17 protein-coding genes are annotated in these 15,790 nt (G+C 64.3%); 11 read left to right on the forward strand and 6 right to left on the reverse strand.

Annotated elements, in window-relative coordinates:
• Positions 1–246 precede the first annotated feature (246 nt).
• From AZG88_RS25895 to AZG88_RS25920, 6 genes are all read right to left on the reverse strand, one after another.
• Positions 247–552 (reverse strand): hypothetical protein, encoded by a 306-nt coding sequence (locus AZG88_RS25895; protein WP_061699616.1) that lies wholly within the window; start codon positions 550–552, stop codon positions 247–249.
• Positions 553–568: 16 nt separating this feature from the next.
• A complete protein-coding gene (locus AZG88_RS25900) occupies positions 569–760 on the reverse strand; it encodes a hypothetical protein (protein ID WP_156517623.1) in 192 nt (63 codons plus the stop codon).
• A 34-nt stretch (positions 761–794) separates the two neighbouring features.
• Positions 795–977 (reverse strand): hypothetical protein, encoded by a 183-nt coding sequence (locus AZG88_RS54185; protein WP_061699618.1) that lies wholly within the window; start codon positions 975–977, stop codon positions 795–797.
• A 2-nt stretch (positions 978–979) separates the two neighbouring features.
• Complete coding sequence (locus tag AZG88_RS25910) at positions 980–1,402, reverse strand: PIN domain-containing protein (protein ID WP_061699619.1); 423 nt, start codon at positions 1,400–1,402, stop codon at positions 980–982.
• Positions 1,399–1,665 (reverse strand): type II toxin-antitoxin system Phd/YefM family antitoxin, encoded by a 267-nt coding sequence (locus AZG88_RS25915; protein WP_061699620.1) that lies wholly within the window; start codon positions 1,663–1,665, stop codon positions 1,399–1,401. The genes AZG88_RS25910 and AZG88_RS25915 overlap by 4 nt, the downstream gene beginning before the upstream one ends.
• 429 nt (positions 1,666–2,094) lie before the next feature.
• Positions 2,095–2,988 carry a LysR family transcriptional regulator gene (locus AZG88_RS25920; protein ID WP_061699621.1) on the reverse strand — a complete coding sequence of 298 codons (894 nt, stop codon included), beginning with the start codon at positions 2,986–2,988 and terminating at the stop codon, positions 2,095–2,097.
• Positions 2,989–3,129: 141 nt separating this feature from the next.
• On the opposite strand from AZG88_RS25920, the gene AZG88_RS25925 reads away from it, so the two are divergent.
• The 11 genes from AZG88_RS25925 to AZG88_RS25970 form a co-directional block, all read left to right on the forward strand.
• Positions 3,130–4,044: an NAD(P)-dependent oxidoreductase gene (locus tag AZG88_RS25925; RefSeq protein WP_061699622.1), complete on the forward strand. Its 915-nt coding sequence runs from the start codon at positions 3,130–3,132 to the stop codon at positions 4,042–4,044.
• Positions 4,041–5,456, forward strand: coding sequence for an MFS transporter (locus tag AZG88_RS25930; protein ID WP_082833478.1), 1,416 nt, complete (start codon positions 4,041–4,043; stop codon positions 5,454–5,456). The genes AZG88_RS25925 and AZG88_RS25930 overlap by 4 nt, the downstream gene beginning before the upstream one ends.
• Before the next feature lie 14 nt (positions 5,457–5,470).
• Positions 5,471–6,949 (forward strand): CoA-acylating methylmalonate-semialdehyde dehydrogenase, encoded by a 1,479-nt coding sequence (mmsA, locus tag AZG88_RS25935; protein WP_061699623.1) that lies wholly within the window; start codon positions 5,471–5,473, stop codon positions 6,947–6,949.
• Between the two features lie 93 nt (positions 6,950–7,042).
• Positions 7,043–8,029: a zinc-binding dehydrogenase gene (locus tag AZG88_RS25940; RefSeq protein WP_061699624.1), complete on the forward strand. Its 987-nt coding sequence runs from the start codon at positions 7,043–7,045 to the stop codon at positions 8,027–8,029.
• A gap of 1 nt (position 8,030) precedes the next feature.
• Positions 8,031–8,195 carry a hypothetical protein gene (locus AZG88_RS52005; RefSeq protein WP_156517624.1) on the forward strand — a complete coding sequence of 55 codons (165 nt, stop codon included), beginning with the start codon at positions 8,031–8,033 and terminating at the stop codon, positions 8,193–8,195.
• A 24-nt stretch (positions 8,196–8,219) separates the two neighbouring features.
• A complete protein-coding gene (locus AZG88_RS25945) occupies positions 8,220–9,185 on the forward strand; it encodes an NADPH:quinone oxidoreductase family protein (RefSeq protein WP_061699625.1) in 966 nt (321 codons plus the stop codon).
• A 132-nt stretch (positions 9,186–9,317) separates the two neighbouring features.
• Positions 9,318–10,916: a Re/Si-specific NAD(P)(+) transhydrogenase subunit alpha gene (locus AZG88_RS25950; protein ID WP_061699626.1), complete on the forward strand. Its 1,599-nt coding sequence runs from the start codon at positions 9,318–9,320 to the stop codon at positions 10,914–10,916.
• 1 nt (position 10,917) lies between these two features.
• Positions 10,918–12,354: a Re/Si-specific NAD(P)(+) transhydrogenase subunit beta gene (gene pntB, locus AZG88_RS25955; RefSeq protein WP_061699627.1), complete on the forward strand. Its 1,437-nt coding sequence runs from the start codon at positions 10,918–10,920 to the stop codon at positions 12,352–12,354.
• A 156-nt stretch (positions 12,355–12,510) separates the two neighbouring features.
• Complete coding sequence (locus AZG88_RS25960) at positions 12,511–13,701, forward strand: acetyl-CoA C-acetyltransferase (protein ID WP_061699628.1); 1,191 nt, start codon at positions 12,511–12,513, stop codon at positions 13,699–13,701.
• Between the two features lie 251 nt (positions 13,702–13,952).
• A complete protein-coding gene (locus tag AZG88_RS25965) occupies positions 13,953–14,702 on the forward strand; it encodes an enoyl-CoA hydratase-related protein (RefSeq protein WP_061699629.1) in 750 nt (249 codons plus the stop codon).
• A 110-nt stretch (positions 14,703–14,812) separates the two neighbouring features.
• Positions 14,813–15,790, forward strand: a 978-nt coding sequence (locus AZG88_RS25970; RefSeq protein ID WP_063886885.1) for a zinc-binding dehydrogenase, incomplete at its 3' end; no start/stop codon positions are given.

A 15,790-nucleotide genomic window follows, 5' to 3' on the forward strand; every position in this document is an offset into this window, starting at 1 on the left:
CAAACCAAAACCTATGCGAGGGAGGGCGTTGCGTCTATCAGGCTCGCGGAGATCACCCATCAAAGGGTCAGAAGAGCCACGTATGCTCGATACGCTCGGCCGGCGCAATTCCGCACGGTGGCGGGTCGGTCAGCAGCAGTGCCCTCCGCAATGACTCGCATAATGGTCCAGTCGCCGGTGGACAGCTCGGCGTAAAGCGGATGGTGGGCTAGGCCGGGCAGGGTCTGAGTCCGCTCGTCCCAGCAGTCACCGATGATCTTGGAGATGGGCAGCCACCGGGGCTCGTGGTACCGGGCACGACTTCATCGCGACCTGACCATCGGGGGACAGGAATCCTGCCGCGTGGGCGACCTGGGCATCCCCGTACTTGCCGCACTGCCCGCCGGCGACGATCGCGAACGGGCACTGATACTGATGGTGCGGCCACGGGAGTGCCGACAGCGGAACCATGCGCAATCCGTTCTTGCTTTCCACCGCGAATCGTTGCTCGTCGGGATTCTTGTACCCGGAAGTAGTCGCCCACGAGGACATCGCACGGCTCGGCGGGCTCATCGGTGGTGTCCTGCTTTCACTGCGCCGATGATTTTCGTCCGGCGAGATCGTGCGCGATCGTCAGGCACCGTGTGCAGTCGGGTATCCGATCGGCGCGTTGCTCGGCGACCTCACGCTCGAATTGCTCGGTCGCTGCGGCCTGACCAGCTGCCGACAGTTGCGCGAGATGCAGGCGGTCGAGAACCGCGGCGTCTGGGAGAGCGATCATCTGGCCCCACGACACCGTTCGCAGATCGGTGACTTCACGCCTGAGGACTCGGCATGCCCACGTGTGGAAGTTGCGCGACTACCGCGCGTACTGAACCGACCCGAATCGGATCCACGAATCGGTGCCGGTTCGACGCCGCGTCTTCGCGGAGCGCGATAAGCCGCTTCTCGTCGAGCGCCGACCGGCTCGGGGTCGGATTCGGGAGCGTGCTGGGCATCCTCACGACCTCTCATCTGAGCGGGAAGAATCGACGTTGGAGGGTGTGGCCGTAGCGATCGAGAGATCAGCCGCCGCATGCGCAAGGTCTTCATCGTACGTGCACAGAGTCAGGTCTACCGGGCCGAGCAGGTACGCCGTGGCCAGGTGGATCGCGGCATCGGCAGGTAAGGGAGCTGCGATCGTTTCTGCAAACTCGGCGATCTGAGGTGTAAGTGCCACGACATCGACGGCGGCGAGGAACGCCCGCGCCCGCGCAGCGGACGTGTCCGATTCTTCGCTTGCTGCACGGAGTAGCGCGATTCTGCCGACGACGCTGGTTACGAGCGGGAGGGTCGGTCGATCATTCATCCATTCCAACAGCGCGGACGATTCAGGTTCCCTTACAACTAGTTTCGCCATCGCGGTGGAATCAAGATAGATCACCGCGCACCCTTTGCCCTTCGGAGTACGTCAGTGAGATTTCCAGGCAGAAGGTCGGCGACAAGTAAGGGCCGCCGCTGGGCGACCGCCGGCACAATCTCTCCGCGCGCGATCATGGCAGACCGGATGTCCTCGCCAGCATCGAGAGGGACGAGGCGAGCCACCGCGGTGCCGCGCTCGGTCACCTCGATGACCGCTCCGGACTTGACCTTGTCGATGTAGCGGCTAGCATTCTGCCGCAACTCTCGGATGCCGATTCTCTCCACACTCTAAATGTAGCACTCGCAGTGCTACATTTAGAGCGCCGGATGCGTTGGCCGACTAGACGCTTTCGATCTAACCTTCGATGAGGTCCTCATAGAGTCTGGCTAAGACACCAGCAGCCTCAGGATGTTCCCGCAGACGATCCATGAGGAACGGCAAAACCGGAATGAGTGCCCTTGCCTCCGCGCGATCAATCACGTCCACGTCCCAGCCGAGAGTTCCGTCCGGCCCGTTTCTGGCTCTCCAAATAGCTGACGAACTCCATCAGCCGTATACCCCTGGTCATACAATGCCTGGGCATCAATCCACGACAACTTTTGAACTGTCCGATGATGTTTTTGCATCGTCTTTCGGGGGACGCGCTTTCGCGCGACACAGCGCACCGACTTCGTACGTGCCCGTTGGGACTTGAGCGCCGGTAGTAATCGGCGCTATTCGGGGAGCAGCTCGGATTGCCGCTCGGCGATAGCCTCACGGATTGCTTGCATGACTGCTGCCGCGGCAGGCCTGCGAAGCCGGCCGGAGGCCAGCCATGCGGTGTATTCCGGGACGATGCGAACCTCCGGAAAGAGGACTCGCCGCAGCGTCGGTTCACGATCGGCGACATACGCGGGGAGCATTCCGATCCCTGCGCCCGCCAGTGTGGCGATGGTTTGGGCTTGCACGCTCGTAGATGCGAACGTGGCATGCCTTTTTCCGGTCAATTGGCCGAGTACGACGAGGTCCTCGACGCGCAGAAGGCCTTCGATGTAGTAGATCAGCGAATGACGATGTAGTTCGTCGACCGAACGCGGTAACCCGTGGTCTCGCGCATATTCATCAGAGGCATACAGACCGAGTGAGTACTTGGTGAGAGATTCCGATCCCAGTCGGCCGAGAACGGGTTCCCCGATACCTATCTCGATGTCCGCTCCCGAGGTGTAGGGGCTCAGCCGGGTTTGCGTGACGATTTCGACCTGAAGGTCGGGGTTGATCTTGTGTAGATCAGCGAGAACAGGTGTGACGAAGTACGCCCCGAAGGCTTCGGTGGTGGCCACGCGCACCAGGCCGGATAGCGACTGATCAGATTTGCGGGTGTGCGCGTAGTCGCGTGCATCGGCCAGCGCAGTTTCGATCTGCTCGCACGAGCCCAGGAGGCTGTGCCCCAGTTCGGTCAGTTCGCATCCTTGGACCGAACGCACAATGACCGGGGCATTGAGTTCCCTTTCGAGCGCTGCAATGCGCCGGGACACGGTGGTGTGGTTCAGGCCGAGGGCGGCACCGGCTCCGAGCAGGGAGCCACACCGGGCGATCTCGAGAAGCACCAATAGGTCGTCGGCGCGCATAGGAGAAGCTCCTTCCATTCGCTGTGCATATTCGCACAGCCGGTGCTCCGGATTGACACTACCGGTGCCGTGTATCACCGGTCACACTTGCTGGAGGTTGCGCGACCGTCCCCATGCACGAACTAACGAAGGGAGACCCTTATGTCTACGGTATGTTGGCTGGGTCTTGGCCACATGGGATTGCCCATGGCGTCTCACCTGCGTGCCGGCGGTTTCGACGTACAGGGTTTCGATCCGAGTGCCGACGCCGCCGAAGCTGCTCGCGCCGCAGGAATCCGCCCGTGCCTGTCACCGGCCGAGGCCGCCGCGGGGGCCAGCGTCGTTTTCACGATGTTGCCCACTTATGCACATGTGCAGCAGGCTCTGTCGACTCCCGGTCTGCTCGACGCCACTGAGCTGGGGGCGCTGGTCGTCGACTGCTCCACCATCAGCGGATCCGACGCCCGCAATCTCGCCCAGTTGGTCGGCGCTTCGGGCCGCCAGTTCCTCGATGCGCCCGTCTCCGGCGGCACCCCCGGAGCGCAGTCCGGGACTTTGACCTTCATGGTCGGTGGCCCGACCGACGCCGTCGATACGCTGAGCCCGTTCCTGAATGCGATGGGGTCCCGCATCTTCCACGTCGGCGAGATCGGTTGCGGCCAGAGCGCCAAGACGGTCAACAACATGATGTTGGCGATGAACATGGCGAGCGTGTGCGAAGCCGCCGCGCTGGGCGACCGACTCGGTCTGAACCATGAGACGCTCGTCGAGATCGTGAAAGTTTCCTCGGGCGATAGTTGGGTGCTGCGCAACTTCTACCCCGTCGCCGGCATCGTCGACAACGCCCCCGCTAATAAGGACTTCATCGCCGGGTTCACCGCAGCCTTGATGCGTAAGGACGTCGGATTGGCCCTGACCGCGGGCGCGGAGCATCCGGTGGACCTCGGTATGACGGCCGAGGTTGCCCGTCGACTCGACCGCATGATCGAAGCGGGTCTGGGCAACCAGGACTTCTCCGCCATGATAGGGCTGGCGTCCGGGGCACTGAACCGCGCACTCGATGGCGCCGTATCATGACCAATCATGCAGCCGGGAACGGTATCTCGCAGAGTGAACCGGTCCCGATGTCCTACTTCCGCAAGGTCGTCGCGGCGTCCATGGCGGGCACCGTGGCCGAATGGTATGAATTCTTCCTGTACGGCATGGCCGCTGCGTTGGTCTTTGGTCAGGTGTTCTTCCATTCCACCGGCAATCCGCTGGACGGGGTGATCGCGGCTCTGCTGACCTACGCGGTCGGATTCATCGCAAGGCCGATCGGTGGCTTGCTGTTCGGGCACTTCGGCGACAAATACGGCCGCAAGAAGCTTCTGCAGGTCTCCCTGCTGATGATCGGCGCGTCCACCTTCCTGATCGGCGCGATTCCTTCCTTCGGCCAGATCGGCTACCTGGCACCCATCATCCTGGTGATCCTGCGGTTCATCCAAGGTATCGCGGTCGGCGGCGAATGGGGCGGCGCGGTACTCCTCGTGGCCGAGCAGAGTCCCGCCGACAAACGCGGCTTCTGGTCCAGCTTCCCGCAACTCGGGGCCCCGTTCGGGAACGCACTCGCCACTATCGTCCTCCTCGGACTCTCCCAGGTCTTGTCCGAAGAAGCCTTCCTGAGCTGGGGGTGGCGCCTGGCCTTCTTCACTTCCGCGATCATCGTCCTGATCGGCTGGTTCATCAGGAAGTCCGTCGAAGACTCCCCGATCTTCCAACAGCTGGACGAGGAGTCACACGCCGAAGGTCTCGTCGACGCGGTCAAACGTGTGGTGAAGGCCCGCCCCCGTGAGGTCTTCACCGCCATGGGCAGCCGAGTAGTCGAGAACATCCTCTACTACATCATCGTCACCTTCTCGCTGACGTATCTGAAACTCGAACTGGGCCTTGCCACCAACACCATCCTGACGTTGATGCTGGCCGCGCACCTGACGCAGTCCGTTGCCATCCTCGCGTTCGGAAGACTGTCGGATAAGGTAGGACGACGGCCTGTGTACATGGCCGGCGCAATCCTCGCCGGGTTGTACGGCTTCGTCGCATTCCCGTTGATGAACACCGGCGAGTCGGCACTGATCTTGACCGCACTCATCGCAGGACTGGTCATTCACGCCACGATGTACGCGCTGCAGCCGTCGATGCTGGCCGAGATGTTTCCCACCAACATGCGCTACGTAGGTGTCTCCCTGGGCAACCAGGTGGCCACCGTGCTCGCGGGATCACTCGCCCCGGTCATCGCCACCTTCTTGCTTCGTGAGTTCGACTCGTGGGTGCCGATTGCCATCTATGTCGCTGTTGCATCGATGATCTCGGTGATCTCGGTGATCTTCATGCGAGAGACGAAGGGCAAATCACTCGACGACGTCGATGCCGAGACCGGTTTGATCCACGGCACCGTCACCCGGGCGACCGCCGACCTCGTTTCCGAATCCACTACTACACACCTCAAGTAAGGAGTACGCACGCTATGCGAACTGTTTCTCATTGGATCAACGGCAAGCCTGTCGAAGACGGTGTCCAGCGGCACCCGGTCACCGACCCAGCCACCGACACCATCGTCGCCGAGGTCTGGCTGGCCGGAGACGTGATCGCCGATTCCGCGATCGATGCGGCAGCAGCAGCTGCGGACGCATGGGCGAACACCAACATGTCCAAGCGCGCACACGTGCTGTTCCGCTTCCGCGATCTTCTGCTCGCGAACAAGGACGAACTCGCCCAACTGATCACCACCGAACACGGCAAGACTCTCGATGACGCCACCGGTGAGATCATGCGCGCGGCGGAGTCGGTGGAACTGGCCTGCGGCGGACCAGCGCTCGCCCACGGCATCACGTCGTTGCAGACCGGCCCCAACATCGACACCCGGTCGATGATGCATCCGGTGGGCATCTGTCTCGGTATCACCCCGTTCAACTTTCCCGTGATGATGGGACTGATGATGGTGTCGGTGTCGCTCGCGGCCGGAAACACCTTCATCTGGAAGCCCAGCGAGCAGGACCCCGGTGCCTCGGTGCGGATTGCCGAGCTGTTCCAGGAGGCCGGTCTGCCCGACGGTGTTCTCAACGTCGTGCACGGGCAGCAGGACGTGGTCAACCGGCTGATCGACGACCCGCGCACCCAGGCTCTGTCGTTTGTCGGATCCAGCGACGTCGCCCACATCCTCTACCAGCGGACCGCGGTGGCAGGCATGCGCTGCCAAGCATTCGGCGGGGCGAAGAACCACATGGTCGTGATGCCCGACGCCGATCTCGACACCGTCGCCGACCAGCTCACGTCCTCCGCATTCGGAGCGGCCGGGCAGCGGTGCATGGCGATCTCGGTCGCCGTTGTCGTCGGCGACGTCTACGAGCAGCTGCTCGAGCGGCTTACCCCGCGGGCGGAGGCGGTCCGTATGAACTCCGGTGTCGTAGCGGGCACCGAAGTCGGCCCGGTGGTCAGCCGCAACGCCCAACAGCGCATCCAGGAGCTGGTTGAGGCCGGAATCGCCGATGGTGCAACAGCGGTCGTCAACCGCAGCCGCGAGCAGGTCCCAGGCTACGAGAACGGCTATTTCGTGGGCCCGACCATCCTGGCCGGGCTCCCGATCGACTCTGCCGCCTACCAGCAGGAGATCTTCGGCCCGGTGCTCGTCGTCCTCAATGTCGACACCCTCGACGAGGCGATCGCGTTGATCAAGAACCACCGCTACGGCAACGGCGCCTCGATCTTCACCAACAACGGCTCGGCGGCCAACCAATTCACCCGGGAGGCGACCGCAGGCATGGTCGGCGTAAACGTCGCAATCCCCGTGCCAGTCGCCACCTACGCGGTCCAGGGGTGGAAGGATTCGGTGTACGGCGACACCGGCCTGAACAACGCGTCGTGGAGCTTCTACACCCGCCCGAAGTACATCACCTCGCGGTGGGAGACCAACGCCGGCATGGACTTCGGATTCCGGCCCAACTGAGAACCCACCACCGTCGGGCGGCCGCGGCAGAATTCACATCGCCGCGGCCGCCCGACCACCAATCACTCGATCAGATTTAGTGAGGTCAGAACCGTGCAGGCAGTGTTGCTCGAGACGATCGACGGGAACGTGACACCCACGTTGTCCACGATAGATGAACCCGAACTCAGGCCGGGACACGTACGTATCGCGGTGCGCGCCGCCTCGATCAATCGGGCGGACCTGCTGATCCGGGCGGGCACGCACACCCCCGCGGCCGCCGCGGCAGATGCTCCCCCGATCGCCGGGCTCGATGCCTGCGGCGAGGTCATCGAGGTGGCCCCCGATGTCACGGGGATCAGCAAGGGCGATCGCATCATGGCGATGGTGCCCGGCGGCTTGGCCGAGGAGGTCATCGTGCCGGCCGCAGCCGCGGTGCCGGTGCCCAGCGCGTGGTCCTTCGTCGACGGCGCCGCAGCGATCACCGCGTTGATGACCGAGCACAACGCGTTGGTGACCGCGGCGCGCCTGCAACCGGGTGAGACTGTTCTCGTGCACGCAGCGGCCTCGGGCGTTGCCACGCAGGCGATCCAACTGGCGAAGGTGCTCGGCGCCGGGCGCGTGTTCGGTACCACACGGTCACATTCGGATTCGCCGGTACTGCGTGAGCTGGGACTCGACGAGCTCATCAATGTCTCGGAAGCCAACTTCGCCGACCGCATCCTGGAGTTGACCGACGGCGGTGGTGTCGATGTGATCCTCGATCACGTCGGCGGACCGTACCTCGAGGACAACATTCGAGCGGCCGCGATCAAGGCGCGCATCATCGGTGTCGGCCGGCTGGGCGGCGCAACGGGAACGTTGGACCTGGAGGAACTCGCCCGCAAGAGGGTGGAACTGATCGGTGTGACGTTCAGGACGCGCAGCGACGAGGAGAAGTTCGCCATCGCCCAAGCTCTTCGGGACGTCGACCTGGAAACCAATGCGGACAGTCTGCGGCCCCTGATCCACGGCACCTACCCGTGGGAGAAGGTTCTCGAAGCCCAGGAAGGGCTCTCGACCAACAAGCACGTCGGCAAGATCGTGCTCGAGGTCGGGTGAAATGACGATCGCCGCCGCCCGCATCCGGCGTGGCGGTGATCGCCAGGGCCCGGGCCGGCTCCCACCGGTCCGCGTCCTGACCGCGGTACCCAACCTGTACTGCGACCCTGAGCAACCGGGCGCCGGGAACGGGCACTTCCGCGGGTCCCGGCGTCCCGGTATTTAGTTGCACACCCACTAGGAGGCACCCGTGCGCGCAGTCCACCTCGTCGAGTACACCGGTCCCGATGGTTTGAGGATTGTCGATACCGACGAACCGGTCGGCGACGGAAAGGTTGTGGTGGACCTGCACGCCGCTGGGGTCGCCTTTCCGGACCTGTTGCAGTCCCGGGCGGGTTATCAGGTGGTCCGCCCTCTGCCGGCGCTCCTCGGCATGGAGGGGGCCGGTGTCGTGCGCAGCGCACCCGACGGCCACGGTCTCAGACCCGGCCAGCGGGTGGCCGTATTCAGCGACGCAGGGACCTGGCAGCAAACTGTCGCCGTCGACCCCCGGTCGGTGTTTCCCCTTCCGGACACGGTCTCGTTCGCGGCGGGCGCCGGATTCCTGCTCAACTACCTCACCGTGCACTTCGCTCTCGACGAGCGCGCCCGGTACCGTCCCGGCGAAACCGTTCTCGTGCACGGTGCGGCGGGCGGCGTCGGTGTGGCTGCCCTGCAGGTCGCTTCGGCGCTCGGTCTCGACACGATCGCCGTGGTCAGCACCGACGCCAAGGCCGAGGTCGCCCGCGCACACGGGGCCACTCACGTCATCGGTGTCGACGGATTCAAGGATCACGTCCTCGAACTCACGCAAGGCCGCGGGGTCGACATCATCCTCGACCCTGTCGGCGGCGAACGATTCACCGACAGCCTCCGCAGCCTCGCCCCCGGAGGGAGGACGGTGGTGCTCGGATTCACCGCCGGACAGATCCCCACCGTCAAAGTCAATCGTTTACTGCTCAAGAATATCTCGGTCGTCGGAGCGGGCTGGGCTGAGTACATGCGCGCCGACCCCTCCTATCCCGCCAGACAGTGGGCCACGCTCGGACCACTTCTCGACAACGGGGACCTGACCATTGTCGAGCCCACCCTCTACCCGATGGAACGCGCTGCCGACGCATTGCGCGCCCTGGATGCGCGAGCTGCCAGCGGCAAGATCGTCCTCACACTCCGGTAGCCGGCGAACTGACTCGGATGTGCATCCCGGTAGGCGTACATCGATTCACCTCAGGAACCCAGACGACGTAACAAATCGCGGAAGACATGTGGGGTGCCATCCGCACCTGCAGTTGAAGGGAACAAGATCACCATGTCGAGCCTTGAAGTGGTTGCGGAATCACCTACAACCGAAACACCCGTGGGAGCGACTATTGGCGTGGTCACCGAATCACAACCTGCCGAGTCGAGGGTGGCTGCAACTCCGGCCACCGTCGCACAGCTGATCGAGCTGGGTTACCACGTCCGTGTCGAGTCGGGCGCGGGAGTGCGAGCCAGTTTCACCGACGATGCCTACGCAGCGGCCGGTGCCACCGTGGTCTCGAAGAGCGATGCTTGGTCGAGCGATATCGTTCTGAAGGTCACTGCCCCGGCAGACGACGAGATCGACCGCCTACTACCCGGTTCCACGCTCGTCGGCCTACTCAGCCCAGCCCAGAATCCTGATCTGATCGACAAGCTGACGGCCCGTCAGGTCACCGCGCTAGCGATGGACACTGTCCCCCGCATCTCGCGTGCACAATCGATGGATGTGCTGAGCTCGATGGCCAACATCGCAGGCTACCGGGCGGTGATCGAAGCCGCACACGAGTTCGGCCGGTTCTTCACCGGCCAGGTGACCGCAGCCGGGAAGGTCCCGCCGGCGAAGGTCCTCGTCGCCGGAGCGGGTGTAGCCGGCCTCGCCGCAATCGGCGCGGCAAGCAGCCTCGGCGCGATCGTACGCGCCACCGACCCGCGTCCCGAAGTCGCCGACCAGGTCAAATCCATCGGCGGCGAGTACCTGCCGGTCCTGGTCAACGAAAACCAGATGCAGTCGTCCGACGGGTACGCGAAGGCCACCAGCGACGCCTACAACCGGCGCGCCGCGGAGATCTACTCCGAACAGGCCCGCGACGTCGACCTCATCATCACCACAGCCCTGATCCCGGGACGACCGGCGCCCCGCCTGATCACCGCAGCGGATGTGGCAACCATGAAGAGCGGCTCGGTGATCGTGGACATGGCCGCCTCCCACGGCGGTAACGTCGAGGGCAGCGTCGCAGGCCAGGTCGTGCGAACAGCCAACGGCGTCACGATCATCGGATATACAGACCTCGCCGGCCGGCTGCCCGCCCAGGCATCACAGCTGTACGGCACCAATCTGGTCAACCTTGCCAAGCTGGTTACCCCGAACAAGGACGGCCAGTGGGCCCTCGATCTCGACGACGTTGTCCAACGCGGCATCACCGTCGCCCACAACGGCGAAAAGCTCTGGCCGCCACCGCCGGTCTCGGTCAGCACTGCCCCTGCGCCGGCGCCGGCGCAGACACCCCAACCGCCACCTACACCCGTGACGAAGACGCGTTCGATCGGAACCACACTCGGACTCGTCGCCACCGGCATCATGGCGCTCTTTCTCGTGACCGCCTGTGCCCCCGACCCGATCCCGCGCCACTTCACCGTCCTGGTGCTGTCGATCGTGATCGGCTACTACGTGATCGGGAAGGTACACCACGCATTGCACACCCCACTGATGTCGGTCACCAACGCCATCTCCGGTGTCATCGTGGTCGGCGCTCTACTACAGGTCGCTACCGGCGACCCCATCGTCCGCGTCCTCTCGGCCGTCGCGATCCTGCTTGCATCCATCAACGTCTTCGGTGGCTTCGCGGTAACCCGCCGCATGCTTGCCATGTTCTCGAAGGGAGCCTGAGATGTCATTCGAGTCGGTGGCGACCGCGGCGTACCTCGTCGCATCCCTACTCTTCATCCTGTCACTGGCTGGCCTCTCGAAGCATGAAACCGCCAAACGCGGTCTCACTGCGGGCGTCGCCGGCATGCTCATCGCCCTGGTCGCGACCGTCGGCCTGGTTCTCGACGACCACCCTGGCCCCGCCGCCGTCGCTCTACTGGTGATCGCAGTCGTCGCCGGTGCCGCCATCGGCCTGTGGCGGGCCCGCATCGTCCACATGACCGGCATGCCCGAGCTCATCGCGCTGCTGCACTCCTTCGTCGGTCTCGCCGCCGTCCTGGTCGGATGGAACGGCTACCTCGCCTCCGATCACCTCGAGGGCGCGCTGGCCCGCATCCACCACGCCGAGGTCTTCATCGGGGTCTTCATCGGCGCAGTGACCTTCACCGGCTCCATCGTGGCGTTCCTCAAACTCTCCGCCCGAGTCAAGTCGAGTCCCCTGGTTCTGCCCGGCAAGAACCTGATCAACCTCGGAGCCCTTACCCTCTTCGTCGGTTTGACTGTCGCCTTCGTGATCCATCCACTTGCGTGGGAGCTGGTCGTCGTCACCATCGTCGCCCTCGCGCTGGGCTGGCATCTGGTCGCGAGCATCGGTGGCGGTGACATGCCCGTCGTCGTGTCCATGCTCAACTCGTACTCCGGGTGGGCGGCCGCAGCCTCCGGCTTCCTGCTCGGCAACGACTTGCTCATCGTCACCGGCGCATTGGTCGGTTCCTCCGGCGCATACCTGTCATACATCATGTGCCAGGCCATGAACCGGTCCTTCCTCTCGGTTATCGCAGGCGGCCTCGGCATCGAGGCCCCGACCACCGGGGACACCGATTATGGCGAGCACCGCGAGATCAACGCCGACGACACCGCGCAGCTACTCGCCTCGGCATCGTCGGTCGTCATCACGCCCGGATACGGGATGGCCGTCGCACAGGCGCAGTACCCCGTCGCGGAGTTGACCCGCATCCTCCGCGAGAGCGGGGTGAACGTCCGGTTCGGCATCCATCCAGTCGCCGGTCGCCTGCCCGGCCACATGAATGTACTGCTGGCCGAAGCGAAGGTTCCCTACGACATCGTGTTCGAGATGGACGAGATCAACGACGACTTCGCCGACACCGACGTCGTGCTCGTCATCGGCGCCAACGACACCGTCAACCCGGCAGCCGCCGAAGACCCCGGCAGCCCGATCGCCGGAATGCCGGTACTCCGTGTCTGGGACGCCGCCGACGTGGTCGTGTTCAAACGGTCCATGGCCGCCGGCTATGCCGGCGTTCAGAACCCACTCTTTTTCCGCGACAACACACAAATGCTCTTCGGCGACGCCAAGGACCGCGTCGAAGACATCCTCCGGAGCCTTCGCGACAACCCGGTCTTCGCCGCAACGAGCGCACCCTCCACGACACGGTAAGGCCCGGACCGAGGGCGTGGCGTCCATCCGAATCAGTGGACTCCAAGGCCTCGACGTGTCGAGTTCCGTGCCCCTGTAGCTCGCCAACCACGCACACCTGACTGCGAAACACACAACTCACACATTTCACATCACACAACAAGCGAAGGATTGCTCGTGACCAGTTCTGTCATCGTGGCCGGGGCGCGGACCCCTGTGGGTCGGCTGCTGGGTTCGTTGAAGGATCTCTCGGGGTCGGATCTGGGTGGGGTCGCGATCCGCGGCGCCCTGGAGAAGGCGGGTGTGGCGCCGGAGCAAGTCGAGTACGTGATCATGGGTCAGGTCCTCACTGCGGGGACCGGGCAGATTCCGGCCCGGCAGGCTGCCGCCGCGGCGGGGATCCCGATGAGCGTGCCCGCGCTGACGATCAACAAAGTGTGCCTGTCCGGGGTGAATGCGATCGCGCTGGCCGATCAGATGATCCGGGCCGGAGAGTTCGACGTCGTCGTTGCCGGTGGCCAGGAGTCGATGTCGCGGGCCCCGCACATGCTCGAGAAGTCTCGCACCGGGTTCAAATACGGCGACGTGACGCTGCGCGATCACATGGCTTACGACGGGTTGCACGACATCTTCACCGACCAGGCGATGGGGAACCTGACCGAATCCGCCAACAGCGGTGACCGATTCATCAGCCGGGAGGAGCAGGACGCGTTCGCCGCCGCATCGCATCAACGGGCTGCATTCGCGTGGAAAGACGGCATATTCGATTCCGAGGTCGTGCCTGTGCCCGTCCCGCAACGCAAGGGCGATCCGGTGCTGTTCACCGCCGACGAGGGCATCCGGGCGGAGACCACCGCCGAGTCGTTGGCCGGGTTGCGGCCGTCGTTCGCCAAGGGCGGGACGGTGACCGCGGGGTCGGCGTCTCAGATCTCCGACGGTGCCGCCGCGGTGGTGGTCATGTCGAAGAGCAAGGCGCTCGAACTCGGGCTGTCCTGGATCGCGGAGATCGGCGCCTCCGGGCAGGTCGCCGGACCGGACTCGACGCTGCAGTCCCAGCCCGCGAACGCGATCGCGAAGGCGTGCGAGCGCGAGGGCATCACTCCCGCTGATCTGGATCTGGTGGAGATCAACGAGGCCTTCGCCGCGGTCGGGATCGCCTCGACCCGCGAACTCGGCATCGACCCCGAGAAGGTCAACGTCAACGGCGGCGCCATCGCGATCGGGCACCCCCTCGGCATGTCCGGTGCGCGGATCACCCTGCATCTCGCGCTGGAGTTGGCCCGCCGCGGCGGTGGCACCGGCGCCGCCGCCCTGTGCGGCGGGGGCGGGCAGGGGGACGCCCTGATCCTCCACGTCCCGAAGACGTAGCCTCGCGCCCTCGCCGTCGTGGCTCCCGCCCCCTAGCAGCACCCCCTCGAGTTACACGTTGCCCGGCGAATCCTCTCGGAGGCAGGACACCACCTCGAGCTCGCCGATCGTGGCGCGCCGCACCGCTAGGTCTCACCGGTGTGGGCGCGCGAACGCCGCGGAAGGTGAGGTGCCTGAGCGCGTTGGGGCGTGTCACGAGGCGGACATCGTGTGCCCTTCTCAGTTCCGAGAATAAGAACGAAAGTTGAGACATGACAGTTCGTGTGGATCGGCGGGGACCCGTCGCCACCTTCACGTTCGACCGCCTCACGAAGCGCAATGCCTTCGATGCTGCGATGACGGCTGCACTCGACTCGGCGTTGAACGATTTCGAAGATGACGACTCTCTCCGTGTTGGCATCATCACAGGTGGTACCGAAGCCTTTTCGGCGGGTACCGACGTAGTTTCCTGGGCAGGCGAGCCGACGCCCCGTGGAGGCCCATACGGGGTTGCCGGACGCACCATAACAAAGCCGCTCATTGCGGCGGTGGAGGGCATCGCGGCCGGCGGCGGCTTCGAGATTGCACTGTCCGCGACGATGATCGTTGCTTCGACCGCTTCGACCTTCTCCTTCCCTGAGGTCAAGCTCGGCCTCATCGCGGAGTGTGGAGGCCTCTTTCGCGGACCGCGCGCGCTGCCGCTGAACGTCGCGCGAGAGCTCCTACTGACAGGCGGGACACTTTCTGCCACCCGCGCGTACGCGCTTGGTCTCGTCAACAGGCTCACCGTTCCCGGCGAGGCGTTGAGTGAAGCCCTCGAGCTTGCAACGAGCATCGCCACTGTTGCTCCCATCGCGGTGCGTCAAACTCTCGAGGCCCTCGAAGCCCTTCACTGTGCAGACGACGAGATCGGCTGGAATGCGACAGATCGCGCGAAGGAAGCGGCACGCGGATCAGCTGATGCGCTCGAAGGAGTGGCCGCCTTCAAGGAACGCCGGTCGCCCCGATGGACAGGTAGGTAGCCGGTTCTGGCCGTCCGCGGTCAGAGACGAACACCCATGAATCACCGACGTCGAGTTCAGACGATGTTGAACCAACGCCACGATCCATGGTCATGGAAGGAAGGAATCGCGTGTTCGCAGTCTATGCAGCGGAGGCCAGGCCGGATGATCCGCTCTCCGCCCTGAGAGTCGGCGACCGGCCGGAACCGGACGTGCCACCAGGGCACCTGGCAGTCAATATTCACACTGCCAGCCTGAACATGCACGACCTGTGGACTCTGCGGGGTGTGGGCATCGGCAAGGATCAGTTCCCGATGACACTAGGGATGGATGGTGCAGGCACAACTGACGACGGCACCGAAGTGGTCATCCACTCCGTGATCCCGTCGCAGGGATGGTGTGGCGATGAAACGCTCGATCCTCACCGTAGTGTCCTGACGGAGGGGTACCAGGGCACATTTGCCGAGCGAGTCGTTGTCCCGCGGTCCAACGTTCTTCTGAAGCCAGCATCGATGTCGTTCAGCGAGACCGCCTGCATGGGTACGGCCTGGCTCACCGCCTACCGAATGTTGTTCGTCAAGTCTGAACTCAGAGCCGGCCAAACGATTCTCGTTCAGGGCGCTTCCGGTGGGGTTACGACGGCGCTTATCCAGCTCGCGAGAGCAGGGGGGTTTCGCGTGTGGGCAACCGGCAGGACGAAGGCGAAGCGGTCCCTCGCTGCCAGCCTAGGTGCCGACGCGGTGTTCGAGCCTGGAACACGTCTGCCAGAACGCGTCGATGGTGTGTTCGACAGCGTGGGTAGGGCGACCTGGTCGCACTCGATTCGAGCACTCAAGCCGGGAGGCGTCTTGGTCACATGTGGCGCGACGACCGGCGACGCCACGTCTGCCGAACTGCAGCGTGTGTTTTACCTCCAGCTTCGCGTGATCGGGTCGACCATGGGCACAAGGAGCGAGCTTGCGGACCTGTTGACCCTGTGCACCGAGGCGAAGATACGTCCCCAGATCGGAGCGGAGCTTCCAATGATGCAGGCGGAGAAGGCGTTCAACTTGATGGTGGAGGGCGATACTAGCGGCAAGATCGTATTAACCTCGATCTTTCCTGAGTCC

The sequence above is a fragment of the Rhodococcus sp. LB1 genome (assembly GCF_001583455.1).
Taxonomy (GTDB): domain Bacteria; phylum Actinomycetota; class Actinomycetes; order Mycobacteriales; family Mycobacteriaceae; genus Rhodococcus_F; species Rhodococcus_F opacus.